Here is a 14,614-nt window from a genome sequence, read left to right as displayed (position 1 = left end):
TTAACCGAGGAGTGTAATATGCGAGATTTACCTATTGCATATGGGAGCAGTTGTTTTGCAAAGAAATGGTCTAATAAGACTATTAGTTTTGAAGAACTTTGCAAAAGATTAAAAACAACTATTAGAACCACTGAAACTCAAGAAGAGTATCCTTCTATTTCTAAGAGAGAGAAAGATAGAATAAAAGATAAAGGTGGATTTGTTGGTGGCCTATTAAAAGATAATAGAAGAAAAAGAGAAAACATAGTTAGTAGATCTATGTTAACTCTTGATGCCGATAATGCATCAGTTGATTTAATATCTAATTTTGAAAATCTTTGTGAGTATAGAGCAGCTCTTTATACAACTCACTCACATTTGCCTATATCCCCTAGATGTAGAATTATTATACCATTAACTCGAGATGTTACTCCTGATGAGTATACAGCCATTTCTAGATACTATACACGGAAGTTAGGAATAGATATGTTTGATGAATGCTCTTATAGACCTCATCAATTAATGTATTGGCCTACAACTCCATCAAATGGTGAATTCATATTTAAAGAAGTAGATAAAGATTGGTTAAATCCTGATTTGTTTTTAGCTGCTTTTCCTAATTGGAGAGATTGTACTCTTCTACCAACTTCTAGTAGAGAAAGCTCTGTTTATAAACCATCAAATAAAAAACAAGAAGACCCTTTATCTAAAAATGGAATAATTGGAGCTTTCTGTAGAGCCTATGGAATTGAAGAAGCAATTGCTAAGTTTATACCAGATGTTTATGAGTCTTCTTTAATAGAAGGAAGATATGACTACATTCCAGCTGATTCTAGTGCAGGAGTTATTATTTATGATAATAAGTTCTCCTTTTCTCATCATGCAAGTGATCCAGCTTGTAATAAATTATTAAATGCATTTGATTTAGTTAGAATTCATAAATTTGGACACTTAGACAATGCTATTGATGATTTAAATACAAAAAGTCCTTCTTTTGTTGAAATGAATAGCTTTGCAATTAATGATGAAAAAGTTAAAAAAATAATTACAAAAGAAAAAATAGAAGATGCGGGCCTTGAATTTGATGATAGTGATGATTGGTATAAAAATCTTGAAATAAATAAAAGTGGTAAAATTTTAGAAACCTTAGATAATTTTGTTTTAATATTGAGAAATGATAAAAAACTAATAAATATTAAATTTAATATTTTGAGTAATTCAATTGAGGTCGTAGGGAATGTGCCCTGGGAGCAGAAAAAACCTGGGTGGAGTGACACTCACTTTTCTCATCTCAAAGTATATCTATCAAAAGTCTATAATATTTATTCACCAATTAAACTAAAAGATGCATTAATCGCAGTAGCAGATGAAAGGGCTTTTCATCCAGTTAAAAATTATTTTGTTAACTTACCCAAGTGGGATGGCATTGAGAGAATAGAAACTTTATTTATCGATTATCTTGGGGCTGAAGATTCACTTTATACAAGAGCTGTAGCAAGAAAAACCTTAATAGCAGCAGTTGCAAGAGTTTTTGAACCAGGGATTAAGTTTGATAGTGTTCCAATTTTAAATGGTCCTCAAGGAATTGGGAAATCGACACTATTTTCTAAACTAGGTGGTAAGTGGTTTTCAGATAGTTTGACTCTAACTGATATGAAAGATAAATCTGGACCTGAGAAATTACAGGGATATTGGATTCTAGAACTCGGTGAATTAGCTGGTATGAGAAAAGTAGATATTGAAAGTGTTAAATCTTTTATTTCCCGTAATGATGATAAGTATCGACCAAGTTATGGAGTTAATGTGGAAAGCCATCTTAGACAATGTATTATTGTTGGAACTACTAATGCACAAGATGGCTTTTTAAGAGATATCACAGGGAATAGAAGATTTTGGCCTATAACAGTAACAGGAGATTGCATTAAGAAACCCTGGCATTTAAACGATGATATTATCGCACAAATTTGGGCAGAAGCTCTTATCTTTTACTTTATCGGTGAGAATTTATTTCTTGAAGGTGAAGTTGCAACTCTTGCTCAGTCTTATCAAGGTGATGCTATGGAAACTGATGAAAGAGAAGGTTTAATTAGAGCTTATCTTGATACACCAATTCCTGAAAAATGGGATGAGTTTGATATTGGACAAAGAAGAGATTATTTAGCTGGTTTTAACAATGGGGGAGGCGTTCTTCGAGATAAAGTATGCAATCTTGAAATATGGAGTGAATGTTTAGGTAAAAATCCTTCAGATTTGAGAATGTCTGATTCCTATGCAATCACGAGTATTATGAAAAAGATTGAGGGCTGGGAAAAAAGTGGTAGAACTAATTTTCATATCTATGGTCGTCAAAGATTCTATAAAAGACTTCAACCTTCAAAATGTTAGAAAAAGATATTGAAAAACAATTAGTTAATGAAACTAAAAGCATGAGAGGTCTAGCTCTTAAGTTTACTAGCCCTGGCTTTGTTGGGGTTACTGATAGATTGGTACTCCTTCCAGGGGGTAAATTAGCCTTCGTTGAAGTTAAAAGAGCAGGTGAAAAACCAAGACCAATTCAAATCTCAAGACATAAATTATTAAGAAAATTAGGGTTTAAGGTTTATGTTCTTGATTCAAAAAAACAAATTAAGGAAATATTAAATGAAATATATACCTCATAAATATCAAGCTTATGCTATAGATTTTATAGAGCAAAATAATATTGCAGCTGTTCTACTTGAAATGGGTTTAGGTAAAACTGTTATAACTCTTACAGCTATAGATAATTTACTTTTTGATTATTTTTTAGTTCATAAAGTATTAATAATTGCTCCATTAAGAGTAGCTAGAGATACATGGCCAGCTGAAATAATAAAATGGGATCATATAAACGAAATATCTTATTCTATTGTTGTTGGAACATTGGATGAAAGACTTGCTGCTTTAGATAAAAGAGCTGATCTATACATTATAAATCGTGAAAATGTCCAATGGTTAATAAATGATAGAAGGTTTGATTATGACATGGTTGTAATAGATGAATTATCTTCTTTTAAAAATCATCAAGCTAAAAGATTTAAGTCTCTAATGAAAGTAAGACCAAAAGTTGATAGGATTGTTGGTCTTACTGGAACTCCAGCTAGTAATGGTTTAATGGACCTTTGGGCTCAATTCAAATTATTAGATATGGGAAAAAGACTAGGTAAGTTTATAACTGCTTTTAGGAATGAATACTTTGTTCCTGATAAGAGAAATGGTCAAATAATATATAGCTATTCACTCAGAGAAGGCTCAGAAGAAAGAATATATAAAGCAATTGATGATATTACTATATCAATGAAAGCAGAAGATTATCTAACAATGCCGGATTTAATTAATACTACCTTTCAAGTACATTTGAATTTTCAAGAATCAAAAATATATAAAGATATGAAAAAGAAGTTATTGATTGAGTTAAAAGATGTTGAAATAACTGCTGCTAATGCTGCAAGCCTTAGTGGTAAATTATCACAAATGGCAAGTGGTGCTATTTATGATGATGATAAAAATATAATTAACATTCATGATAGAAAACTTGATGCACTTGAAGATATTATCGAAGCAGCTAATGGGAATCCGATTTTAGTAGCATATTGGTTTCAACATGATCTAGAGAGAATAATACATAGATTATCTAGGCTTAAATTAAAATATTCCACTCTTTATAAAGCAGAAGATATTGAAAAATGGAATAAAGGTGAATTGCAAATTGGACTAATTCATCCTGCTTCCGCAGGTCATGGATTGAACCTTCAATTTGGTGGTTATAACCTAGTTTGGTTTTCTATTCCCTGGAGCTTAGAATTATATCAACAAACCAATGCAAGATTATATAGACAAGGTCAAAAATCTAATGTTGTAGTTATTCAACATATTGTTACCAAGGGAACAATAGATGAGAAGATATTAACTGCGCTGTCAAGTAAAGATAAGGTTCAATCAGCATTAATAGATGCTGTAAAAGCTGATATAAAAGGAGTTCTAAATGAGAGCATATAGACTTCTTGTTGCAGGTATTACAGTTAGGGCCGTAGAGGATTATAAAAAGGCATTAAAGCAGTTAGATAGCAATCCGACTTATGAAGATGCAATAAAAACAAAGAAGGAGATAGAGGCCTTTTTTGAGAGTGATTGGTTTAAATTTTTATGTGAAATTAACGATGTAAGTAGAATATTAAAAAAGGAGAACATACTAAATGACAAATAAAGAATTTTTATCTAGAGCTTTTTATTTAGAGAGACAAATTAAATCAAAAGAAAATCAATTACAGTATTTAAGGGCTCATGCAATATATGTAACTCCATCCATTTCAGATATGCCTAATTGCAGTGCTACTGAGAAATCAAGAATGGAAAAAACTTTATTAAAGATAATGGAATTAGAAGATTATATAAATAAAGAGATAATAAAGCTTATAGGTTTAAAAAAAGAAATTGAGAGTGCTATTAAAGCTATTAATAATATTTCCTGTGAGACAATATTAGAGATGCGATATCTTGAATATTTGAGTTGGCAAGAAATAGCAATAAGACTTAATGTATCTCAAGATCATGTGTATTATTTACATAGAAAAGCTATTAGGTTGGTTAAAATATAATAAATATTCTAGTAGACAACTAATATTGAAATTAGTATACTTAAAAAAAATATTAAAGGAGTATAATAGTTTATGAAGAAAAAAAGTATACTACTACTATTATTAGTATTACTATTATGGGATATTGCTTGTTTTGCTTCAAGTAATGAAAAAGGTGATATGTATTATAAATATGGCTTAAATGAAAAAGCTAAAGAAGAATATATAGAAATTATATTTGAGTCTAATGAAAGTTTAAAACCTGAGGCTTATTATAAATTAGGAAATATTGCTTTTGAAGAAAATAAAATTGAAATAGCAATTGAAACTTGGAGTGCCCTACTTAAAAACTATCCAAATTCTAATTATTCAAAAATTGTAAAAGATAAATTGGAAATTTTAAAAGAAGTTGTAGGAAAAACTACTAAAGGTGTAGTAGATAATGCTGAAGCTGCAATATATTTAAAAAATGGAGATTTTTGGTCAGATGGTAAATCAGATACTTTTCATATTGATTCTAGTTGGATTGATAACGTAGATGCCTCTATTACTTGGTATGATCTTGTAATAACTAAATTCCCAAAAACTGTTGCTGCTGAAGAGGCTTATATTTCAAAATTAAAAACATTGTTGGGTTGGACAGAATCTGGAAGATATGGTTCATCTTATGGCCTTGAGAAAAATTTTGAGAAATATATTCCTTTGGTTTTATCAACATTTTATTCTTTTGAAAAAGAATTTCCAAATTCATCTACTTTACAAGCTTTTAGGTTTCAGATAGCTCAATCTTATTGGAAAGATAAGCAATGGGATAATACTAGAAAGTGGTTGAATATTATTATAAAAGAAGCCGGAGATAAAGATTTATTTTATAAAGATTTGGCTGAAAGAAGATTGCAAAAAGTAGAATATTAACCACAATAAATAAAAAAAATTATAGCTATCTATTTTAGGGCTATAATTTTTTTATTTAACATATTTATTAAGGAAAATTAAACGGTAGAAATCTTTTTTGATTCTATGTTTTTCTTATGGCCAAATATCAACATCAGCTCCGGAGCCATCTTTTAAATATAATATCTCTCCAGTGTCGTTAATTCCAAAGCCTAGAGTTGAATGATTTAGAAATAAAGTTTCTCCGGCTTTGATAATTGTACCATTGCTAAAATTATGTGATGTTGGGTTGTTTTTATTACCTAAAGTCCAATCACTTATATCAATATCAACTGAATCATAATTCTTGAGTGTTACTGACTCATTTTCAGTTGGGTTTTTTACAACACTATATATTCTAATATCACCTGTTGTAGGATAGCCTGATGAACCTCCTGTTGCAGTAAATCCTGTGGTTTTAATCCAGTTACCAGATAAATCATCATCGCCTAGGTTTGTGATAAATTTAGCTGATATAGGCCTATGGTCTGACACTTCTAGGCTTGCTTGCTCATCATCATTAGAAAATAACAATTCATCAAATTTGTACATTTCATAAAAAGAATTATACTCTCTGCTCCAAGTACCAGAGTTAATCCAAAAATTATCGTAGCTACTAGTATCAGTTATTGTTGTTTTTAATGTAGGTTGTATTAGATTGTGGTAGGTTCCCATATCCCAGCTATAATCATCTGCTGGCATGTTAAAGTCCCCTAGTAATATAATATCAGACTCACCACCATTTGCTGCATCTACTAAAGCAATTATATCATCCATCTTCATTATTTCTGCTCTTCTGTCAGTTATACTATCCCCATAAATAGAGTGAATAGTTGCTAATGTAAAATCAAAATCTGATGCTTTGAAATGAGCAATAAAGGGCTCTCTAATTAGTAAATCATCTGGATCATTAAATAGATAAGATATTCCTAGAGGTTGAATGATAGTTGAATCAAAAAAGTAAGTGTATTGTTCTTTTACACCTCTACCTGTTTTGTTTGAAATTATAGCATTCCATTCATCAGGTAATATGTTGAGTAATCTATTTATTACTTCAACATCTCTTACTTCTTGCACTGCAACTATATCATATCTATCTATCTATTATATTCGCAATTTTTTGTAGCTCTAAATCATCACGGCTATCATTAGATAAAATCCTAATATTCTAGCTTGCTAATTTGATTGATTCTGTAGGTTGTATATTATTTGGTATTGCATTAGTTATAGGGCAAGATACAAATAATAAAGATAGCACAATTAATATTGTAGCTTTTAGATGTTTCATAATATTACCTCAAAAGTTTAGTTGCCTATCTATTATATTATAAAATATGAAAGTTTTATACAATTGGCAATAGATTGGAATGGGCAAATAAAAAGCCTCACTGTTTGTGCGATAATTTTTGAAATAAGATTCCTAAAATATCTGAGTTGGAAAGAAATAAATTAAATTATTTATAATAAAAAAAGCTGTCCAAAAAATAAAAGAGTTGGATAATTACATTTTTATCAAAATATATTATTAACTGAAGTAGTAGGTTTTGTGGGTCATTTTCTACTCGATTGAGTTAAGAATTTTTACACATCATATTTTTAACGGGTTTAATTCATGCATAAAGTGTATTTATATGAATTTTTATTCATATAAATACACATATAAACTATTTACATTAAGCATCTTTAGTCATAATCATTATATCTGAAGGCAAAAATTCTATTTACAAATAAAATATTTTTATTAGGAGGTTGTATATGCAAAAAGTTAAGTCTATTTTGATAGATATTACTTTGACAATTATTTCTGCATTCTTTTATTCAATGGCCTTTCCCTCTTTTATAAGTGATAAAGGATATCCATTTTTAGCTTTTATTGCTTTAATACCACTATTGATTGCAATATATAAAACAAGCTTAAAATTTTCATTTCTAGTTGGATTTTTATTTGGGTTTATATTTTTAGCAATATTTAATTATTGGCTTTCAACTTTTCACAATTTGGCAATATTTATAGGCCCATCAATTAGAGCGATTCAATTGATGTTTTTTGTGCCAATTTTTAAATTGATATATACAGTTGAAAAAAAACATACTGTTTTAATTCAAGCAATATCTTACACTCTTTATACCTATATTATTCAACAAGGATTTTTAGGATATCCATATGGAAATTTATCGTCAGCTTTTGCATCCTATTTACCTATTGTTCAAATTACATCCATCACAGGACAATGGTTTTTATCTTTTTTCTTTATAATTCCTCAAATCTTTATTGCAGATTATATTGTAAGATATAGTAAAAAAAATAGTTTCTTTAAATTTCTTGATATTAAGAAAAAATTTATAATCTTATACTTTATTATTCTTATATCTATAAATATATTTGGTTATTATAGAATAAATTATTACAAAAATATTACTCCATCGTATTATAAAAAAATTGCAGCATTACAACATAATAATGATACTTGGAAAGGTGGATATCAGCAATACAAAAAAAATTTTGAAACGCTTAAAAAAATGACAATGGAAGCAATGGAATATAATCCTGATATGATTCTTTGGAGTGAAACAGCGTTTGTTCCATCAGTAAGTTGGCATACTAAATATCCAAACAATTTAGCAATTAGTAAATTGGTTGATGATTTTGTCGAATTTGGCAAATCTTTAGATGTTCCTCTTATAACAGGAAATCCAGAAGGTGTTTTGAAAGAAAATTATGATGAACCATTTAATGATGATGGATCTTGGAATAGAGATGATTATAATTCTATAATTCTATTTAACAATGATAAAATTGTTGATACTTATAGAAAACAACATTTAGTTCCATTTACTGAATACTTTCCCTATGAAAAACAATTTCCAAAAATTTATAATTTTTTAAAAGCAAATGATTTCAAATGGTGGCTTCCAGGGGATAAATCAAAAATATTTATATTCAATGATTTATATTTTTCTACATCTATCTGCTTTGAAGATGTTTTTGAAGATATAAGTAGAGAATTTGTAAAACAAGGTTCATCTTTATTATTAAATTTAACAAATGACAGTTGGTCTGGAGCTGTGAGTGCAGAAGTGCAACATTTAAATCTTGGAATTTTTAGATCAATTGAAAATGGAAGAAGTACAGTTCGCTCAACTAACAGTGGAATTACCTGTTTAATATTACCTACTGGAGAAGTTTTAAAACCGCTTCCTCCTTTTACTGAGTCATATATGATTTATGATGTTCCTATCTTTGAAGAAAAAGATTTTGGATTAACTTTTTACACAAAATACGGAAACTGGTTTGTTTATCTTTCTTTTACCCTTTTTATCATTTGGGGAATAATTAAAATAAGAAAGTTAAAAAAAACTCTTGACAATTGAATATCTATTCAATTATTATTAAATTGAATAGATATTCAACTGTTGGTTAAAAAGATGAGTGTAAATAAATTTAATTGTGATTGTAATTCTATACATGAAGATGTAATAGAAATAGTAAAAATGAAAATGCTTAATGATATTATTTTTGATAATGCTACAATTTATTTTAAGTTAATTGGAGATAGAACAAGAATTAGAATACTTTGGGCATTGAGTATACATGAAATGTGTGTTTGTGATATTGCGAATATTTTATGTATGAGTAAGTCAGCAGTATCACATCAGCTTAGCTCCTTAAGGGAAGCTAATTTAGTAAAATATAAAAAAAAGGGTAAAAGTGTGTATTACTCTCTAGCTGATAAACATGTTAAAGACATGGTAGACGCTGGAATAATGCATGTACACCAATAAATAGGAAAAAAAATGAAACTTTTATACAAATTAATTGGATTGGATTGCGCAAATTGTGCTGCAAAAATTGAAAAAAAAATTAATAAATTATCGCATGTTGAAAGTGCTAGTTTAAATTTTATGACTACAAAATTAAATCTAGAAATAACAGATGATTTTTTTGAAGAAACGAATAATGAAATTATTTCAATAATCAAAAAAATTGAACCTGATGTAATAGTGCAAAGAGTTTAAAATATGAAAAAAAATATTATTAGATTTATTATTGGACTTTTATTATTTATAATTGCATTTTTATTAAAAATATATGGAATTACTTTTAGTAATTATCTATTTATTATTAGTTATTTAATTGTAGGCTATGATATTGTAATAAAAGCTATAAGAAATATTTTTCGAGGTAGAATCTTCGATGAGAATTTTTTAATGACTTTTGCTACCTTTGGAGCTTTCTTTCTAAAAGAATATCCTGAAGCTGTAGCTGTAATGTTATTTTATCAATTAGGAGAATTATTTCAAAATTATGCTATAAATAAATCTAGGACTACTATTTCTAACTTAATGGATATTAGACCTGATTATGCTAATTTAAAAATTGGAAATGAAATTACAAAGGTAAATCCATTTGATGTAAAAGTTGGTGATTTAATTGTTATTAAAGCAGGAGAAAAAGTGCCTTTAGATGGAATAGTAGTTGAGGGAACTTCTCTTATTGATACCTCAGCTTTAACAGGTGAATCTGTGCCTAAAAATATAAGAGTTAATGATGAAATATTAAGTGGAAGTATAAATCAAAATGGATTAATTACAATTAAAGTATTAAAACCTTTTGAAGAATCAACAGTTAGCAAAATTTTAGATATAGTAGAAAATGCAAGTAGCAGAAAATCAAAAAGTGAAAATTTTATTACTAAATTCGCAGCAATTTATACTCCTTTTGTAGTTCTTGCTGCTATTCTTCTAGCAACAATCCCACCATTTATATTAAATCTTGGATCTTTTAATCTATGGTTATATAGAGCATTAACTTTCTTAGTTGTATCTTGTCCATGTGCATTAGTTATTTCTATCCCTCTTTCCTTCTTTGGTGGAATCGGAGGCGCTTCAAGAGAAAAAATCCTTGTAAAAGGAAGTAATTATCTTGAAGCTCTATCAAAAACTGAAGTTGTAATTTTTGATAAGACTGGCACATTAACAAAAGGTGTATTTAATGTTCAAGAAATTAATTCTAAAAATATTGATAAAGAACAATTATTAGAGTATGCAGCTTATAGCGAAAGTAATTCTTCTCATCCTATTGCTCAATCGATTCTAAAAGCTTATTCAAAAGATATAGATAATACAAGAATAAAAACGGTTGAAGAGATTCCTGGTCATGGAATAATTTCAAATATCGATAATAAAGAAATTTATATCGGTAATTCAAAGTTGATGAAAAAAATAATTCCAAACTTTGTTGAATTAAATAAAATTGGAACTATTGTATATATTGCAATTGATAAAGAATATCAAGGTTATCTTATAATATCAGATGAGATAAAATCAGATGCAAAAGATGCAATCATTAATTTAAAAAAAGAGGGCATAAAGAAAACAATTATGCTTACAGGAGATTCAGATTCTATTGGTAAAAAAGTTGCAAAGGATTTAAATATTGATGAAGCCTTTACCCAACTACTACCTACAGATAAAGTAGAGATAGAAGAAGATTTTTTAAAAAATATTCCAAAAGGGAAAAAATTAGCATTTGTTGGAGATGGAATTAACGATGCACCAGTACTTGCTTTGGCAGATATTGGGATTGCTATGGGAGCAATAGGTTCAGATGCTGCAATTGAAGCTGCAGATATTGTTATAATGAATGATGAACCATCAAAAATTGCTACTGCAATTAAAATATCAAGGAAAACTATTAAAATTGTAAAACAAAATATAACATTTGCATTACTTGTTAAATTTATAGTTCTATTTTTAAGTGCTTTAGGTATTGTTAATATGTGGCTTGCAATTTTTGCCGATGTAGGTGTTTCGATTATTGCTATAATTAATGCTTTGCGAGCTCTAAAAATTAAATGATGGTATTAATCTTTTGATCTAAATAAATTTTATACTCAGCTTTATATAATTTTTTTGTTGAGTATAAAATTTTAGAAATATTTAATGATTCTAAAGTACTTTATAGATTAGTCGTGAATTTTCATCTCCTTGCTATATATTTTATTTTTTAAGCATTTAATAAAAACTTTTATAAATTTTGTTGAAATCATTTAGGATTATTTATTTTGCATTAGTATAGTGCCAATACATATTTTACGATGAAAGAGATGTATGTAAATTTAAAAAGGAAGAAGTCCTATTATGAATTTTATGTAGGTTTCTTTAAAAGATAGAGACTGTAGTTTTGAATAAAAAATATTTGTTTTAAGTGTGTTACTTGTTGTATATATTTTATATTCTCTGTTGGTTTTTCTATTATTTAATAAACTTGATTAATAATGGAATGAGAAACATAAATTAAATAATAACTAATCTGTTTTATAAATTATTTCAAATATAGGTAAAATCATTTTAATGTATCTTTCTTAAAAAGGAGTACAATATCGATATATGGGAAATATTTATTTCTCTTTAGTTATTTGATCAAATAATTAAAACATTATTTGAACTTTAACCTTTTTTTATCATAATATCATTAATTGATAGATGAACATTATTAGCAATAATTTTTTTTGATTTTATTAAATTCATAATTCTATAGGAAAGGAATGAGTCACTTATATCAAAAGAAATATTTCGAAACACGTTACAAAGTATTATTTGAAATTTTGTAAAATTACTTGTAAGTTGCTCTAATATTAAATCATCTAAAAAGGATTCTTCTTTTACTAAGATTTTATTATTTTTAAATAATCTAAAACAATTGGTTGTATTTTGTAATTCTAAATATTCATCTTTTAGCTTATTTTTTTCTTCACGCGTCAATTTTTTAGCATAATTTAATAGTAAAGGATAATCTTCAAGTTCAATTTCTGCAGTTGCTTTTATATTTTTATATTTATCTATTTTATTAGGATTAATAATATAAATATTTGTATTTTCTAAAAAATAGCATAAAAATCTTAAATATATTTGTTCATTTGAACTATTTGTGCAGTAATAATAAATGGGATTTTCTGTAGTCTTTAATTCTTTGATTTTATCATAATTTATCTCTTCATCAATATATTGTTCACTTTCTTTATCATTGATTAAAGAACAAAATGATTTGAAATATTTTTTTCTATTGTAAATTGATTGAACATTATTAATGTCATATAAAGGGCCAATACATAAATAATCCCGTAATCCAAATATTTGATGGTTTTCTCTATTATTTTCATAAACATAACATAGTGCGCCAAATGAATTATATCCAGCAATAAGATGTATTTTTTTCATTGTGCAAGAATACTATAGAAAGATCTTTTGAGTCAATGATATTTGGAAATTCATTTTTTATTATGGCTTTGTAATAAATATTTTGATAGTTATCCAAATTAAATATACACCCTTAATAAAATAAGTCGCTCTATTTGAATCTTTCAGCCTAATTTAATTGATTTTAATAAATATTTCAGGTACACAGTTTATTTTTTCCAAAATTTTGTAGAATGAACAAAAACTGAATAATGAATAATTGGTTAAAACGTGTTAGTAAATCAATGTTTTATACGTTCAATTCTTGAAAAGTTTTTTATTTAATTTCCTATTTGGAAAGATATAAATTAAACAAAACTCAAGACAATTCCCAATTTTTATATAGATGTTTTTTAGCCTTTCATAAATTATTTTAATGAAAAAAAGCTGTCCAAAAAGTAAAAGAGTTGGATAGTCATAAATTTTTGTTTTTTTGATTTGGTGGACGACAAGAAAAATAGGACAATTCATTTTTTCTTATCCCTTCACCTTGTCATTGAAATAATTCCTTATCAAACAGCTACTTAAACACTTAATGGTACAATAGGACAATAATTAATATAAATAAGTATATATATATATAATAGTGGTAATAGTACTATATGTGTATATATACCCCTATTATATATAAAGAGTAGGAATAATAAGTGTCCGTGCCCACTTGGCCAAAAAAGAAATAAAGGGGTGAGTGGTATAAACAAATTTTCAGTAATTGAGGGTGAGGGGTAAAAATAAAAAATTACAGTAAATAACAGTTGATTACAGTAGTATTTTTTAGTTACTCTAAAATTAGAAAAATATATCGAGAGGACTCAAAGAAATTTGGGTTCTTTTTTTATGGGAAAATGAAATGCCTAAAAAACCTAAAAAGCCTTGTGCATATCCAGGATGTCCAAAATTGACTTATGGAAGGTACTGCGAGGAGCATGAGAAGCTAACAAGACAGCATTATGAAAAATATAAACGCAACCCTGAAACAAAAAAAAGATATGGTCCTCATTGGAAGAGGATACGAGATGCTTATGTGAGAGAACATCCAGTTTGTGAGATGTGTAAAAAGCGTGGGATCAATACTCCAACACAAGAAGTTCATCATATTATCCCTTTAGCTGAGGGTGGTAGCAGTGATTGGGATAACTTAATGGCTCTTTGCAAGTCTTGTCATTCAAGACTTCATACATTTAAAAGTAAAAAAATACATTGATATGTCATAACCTAGGGGTGTATAAATCTCTGTAGGATAAGGAGTTATAACAAACAGGGGCATTCATGCAGAAAAAATGGAATTCAAAGGGGGTATTAAACCCTAGATTGAGGTGATAATAGATGGCTAAGGATGGCACAAATCGAGGTGGAGCTAGAGTTGGTGCTGGTAGAAAACCTAAAGCTCTAGCTACAAAATTAGCAGAAGGAAAATCTGCTGTTGTATGTGATCTACCTGATACTCCAAACTTGAGTGGAATAGAAATGCCTCCCGTAAAAGAATATATGATGGCTTCACAAAAAAGTGGTCTAGAGTTATGTGCAAAAGATGTTTATAAAGACACTTGGAATTATCTTAAAGTGAGACGTTGTCAAGAAATAGTTAACCCTCAGTTAATAGAGCAGTATGCAATGAGTGTTGCAAGATGGATCCAGTGCGAGACAGCAATTAGTGATTTTGGTTTTCTTGCAAAGCACCCAACAACTGGTGCGGCTATTGCTTCTCCCTATGTTTCAATGAGTCGTGAATATATGAAGCAAGTTAACCAATGTTGGTTCCAGATATTCCAGCTTGTAAAAGAAAATAGCTCATCTGATTTTAAGGGAGCTAGCCCTCAAGATGATTTGATGGAGAGACTTCTTAATTCAAAGAAAAAATAAAAAAA

General features: G+C 28.2%; 14 protein-coding genes. 12 read left to right on the top strand and 2 right to left on the bottom strand.

The genetic code is table 11. The features are described 5' to 3' along the window. Positions 1-18 precede the first annotated feature (18 nt). From ACZ5SO_RS09045 to ACZ5SO_RS09020, 6 genes are all read left to right on the top strand, one after another. Positions 19-2,364: a virulence-associated E family protein gene (locus ACZ5SO_RS09045; RefSeq protein ID WP_464624118.1), complete on the top strand. Its 2,346-nt coding sequence runs from the start codon at positions 19-21 to the stop codon at positions 2,362-2,364. Next, positions 2,358-2,639, top strand: coding sequence for a PDDEXK family nuclease (locus ACZ5SO_RS09040; protein ID WP_464624117.1), 282 nt, complete (start codon positions 2,358-2,360; stop codon positions 2,637-2,639). Before ACZ5SO_RS09045 ends, ACZ5SO_RS09040 begins: the two co-directional genes overlap by 7 nt. Then, positions 2,620-3,996: an SNF2-related protein gene (locus ACZ5SO_RS09035; RefSeq protein ID WP_464624116.1), complete on the top strand. Its 1,377-nt coding sequence runs from the start codon at positions 2,620-2,622 to the stop codon at positions 3,994-3,996. The genes ACZ5SO_RS09040 and ACZ5SO_RS09035 overlap by 20 nt, the downstream gene beginning before the upstream one ends. Continuing rightward, complete coding sequence (locus ACZ5SO_RS09030) at positions 3,983-4,204, top strand: hypothetical protein (RefSeq protein WP_464624115.1); 222 nt, start codon at positions 3,983-3,985, stop codon at positions 4,202-4,204. The genes ACZ5SO_RS09035 and ACZ5SO_RS09030 overlap by 14 nt, the downstream gene beginning before the upstream one ends. Then, on the top strand, positions 4,194-4,595 hold the full coding sequence (locus tag ACZ5SO_RS09025) for a DUF1492 domain-containing protein (RefSeq protein WP_464624114.1): 402 nt from the start codon (positions 4,194-4,196) through the stop codon (positions 4,593-4,595). The genes ACZ5SO_RS09030 and ACZ5SO_RS09025 overlap by 11 nt, the downstream gene beginning before the upstream one ends. A gap of 72 nt (positions 4,596-4,667) precedes the next feature. Continuing rightward, positions 4,668-5,489, top strand: a complete 822-nt coding sequence (locus ACZ5SO_RS09020) for a tetratricopeptide repeat protein (RefSeq protein WP_464624113.1) — start codon at positions 4,668-4,670, stop codon at positions 5,487-5,489. A 114-nt stretch (positions 5,490-5,603) separates the two neighbouring features. Here the strand turns inward: ACZ5SO_RS09020 and ACZ5SO_RS09015 are convergent, their stop codons facing one another. Next, complete coding sequence (locus tag ACZ5SO_RS09015) at positions 5,604-6,584, bottom strand: lamin tail domain-containing protein (protein ID WP_464624112.1); 981 nt, start codon at positions 6,582-6,584, stop codon at positions 5,604-5,606. A 678-nt stretch (positions 6,585-7,262) separates the two neighbouring features. Between ACZ5SO_RS09015 and lnt the strand changes: the two genes are divergently transcribed. Genes lnt through ACZ5SO_RS08995 form a run of 4 tightly spaced genes read left to right on the top strand, consistent with a single transcriptional unit; the run spans position 7,263 to position 11,366 of the window. Then, positions 7,263-8,879 (top strand): apolipoprotein N-acyltransferase, encoded by a 1,617-nt coding sequence (lnt, locus tag ACZ5SO_RS09010; RefSeq protein WP_464624111.1) that lies wholly within the window; start codon positions 7,263-7,265, stop codon positions 8,877-8,879. A gap of 54 nt (positions 8,880-8,933) precedes the next feature. Then, entirely contained in the window at positions 8,934-9,290 is a 357-nt protein-coding gene (locus ACZ5SO_RS09005) for an ArsR/SmtB family transcription factor (protein ID WP_464624110.1), read from the top strand. Between the two features lie 12 nt (positions 9,291-9,302). Next, positions 9,303-9,524, top strand: a complete 222-nt coding sequence (locus tag ACZ5SO_RS09000) for a cation transporter (protein WP_464624109.1) — start codon at positions 9,303-9,305, stop codon at positions 9,522-9,524. A gap of 3 nt (positions 9,525-9,527) precedes the next feature. Then, positions 9,528-11,366 carry a heavy metal translocating P-type ATPase gene (locus ACZ5SO_RS08995; RefSeq protein ID WP_464624108.1) on the top strand — a complete coding sequence of 613 codons (1,839 nt, stop codon included), beginning with the start codon at positions 9,528-9,530 and terminating at the stop codon, positions 11,364-11,366. A gap of 591 nt (positions 11,367-11,957) precedes the next feature. Here ACZ5SO_RS08995 and ACZ5SO_RS08990 read toward each other — a convergent pair. Continuing rightward, the gene (locus ACZ5SO_RS08990; protein WP_464624107.1) at positions 11,958-12,728 is read right to left on the bottom strand and encodes a DUF3658 domain-containing protein; all 771 of its coding nucleotides are present in this window, start codon (positions 12,726-12,728) and stop codon (positions 11,958-11,960) included. A gap of 916 nt (positions 12,729-13,644) precedes the next feature. Between ACZ5SO_RS08990 and ACZ5SO_RS08985 the strand changes: the two genes are divergently transcribed. Further along, positions 13,645-13,950 (top strand): HNH endonuclease, encoded by a 306-nt coding sequence (locus ACZ5SO_RS08985; RefSeq protein WP_464624106.1) that lies wholly within the window; start codon positions 13,645-13,647, stop codon positions 13,948-13,950. A 122-nt stretch (positions 13,951-14,072) separates the two neighbouring features. Then, positions 14,073-14,609, top strand: a complete 537-nt coding sequence (locus tag ACZ5SO_RS08980; protein ID WP_464624105.1) for a P27 family phage terminase small subunit — start codon at positions 14,073-14,075, stop codon at positions 14,607-14,609. The last annotated feature ends 5 nt before the right edge of the window (positions 14,610-14,614 follow it).

The sequence above is a fragment of the Pleomorphochaeta naphthae genome (assembly GCF_055396005.1).
This window is presented reverse-complemented; position numbering and strand designations above follow the sequence as displayed.

Excerpts from the sequence above, each read along its gene's own strand:
- ACZ5SO_RS09045 (WP_464624118.1), top strand. The coding sequence starts at position 19 with ATGCGAGATTTACCTATTGCATATGGGAGCAGTTGTTTTGCAAAGAAA.
- ACZ5SO_RS09040 (WP_464624117.1), top strand. The coding sequence starts at position 2,358 with ATGTTAGAAAAAGATATTGAAAAACAATTAGTTAATGAAACTAAAAGC.
- ACZ5SO_RS09035 (WP_464624116.1), top strand. The coding sequence starts at position 2,620 with ATGAAATATATACCTCATAAATATCAAGCTTATGCTATAGATTTTATA.
- ACZ5SO_RS09030 (WP_464624115.1), top strand. The coding sequence starts at position 3,983 with ATGAGAGCATATAGACTTCTTGTTGCAGGTATTACAGTTAGGGCCGTA.
- ACZ5SO_RS09025 (WP_464624114.1), top strand. The coding sequence starts at position 4,194 with ATGACAAATAAAGAATTTTTATCTAGAGCTTTTTATTTAGAGAGACAA.
- ACZ5SO_RS09020 (WP_464624113.1), top strand. The coding sequence starts at position 4,668 with ATGAAGAAAAAAAGTATACTACTACTATTATTAGTATTACTATTATGG.
- lnt (WP_464624111.1), top strand. The coding sequence starts at position 7,263 with ATGCAAAAAGTTAAGTCTATTTTGATAGATATTACTTTGACAATTATT.
- ACZ5SO_RS09005 (WP_464624110.1), top strand. The coding sequence starts at position 8,934 with ATGAGTGTAAATAAATTTAATTGTGATTGTAATTCTATACATGAAGAT.
- ACZ5SO_RS09000 (WP_464624109.1), top strand. The coding sequence starts at position 9,303 with ATGAAACTTTTATACAAATTAATTGGATTGGATTGCGCAAATTGTGCT.
- ACZ5SO_RS08995 (WP_464624108.1), top strand. The coding sequence starts at position 9,528 with ATGAAAAAAAATATTATTAGATTTATTATTGGACTTTTATTATTTATA.
- ACZ5SO_RS08990 (WP_464624107.1), bottom strand. The coding sequence starts at position 12,728 with ATGAAAAAAATACATCTTATTGCTGGATATAATTCATTTGGCGCACTA.
- ACZ5SO_RS08980 (WP_464624105.1), top strand. The coding sequence starts at position 14,073 with ATGGCTAAGGATGGCACAAATCGAGGTGGAGCTAGAGTTGGTGCTGGT.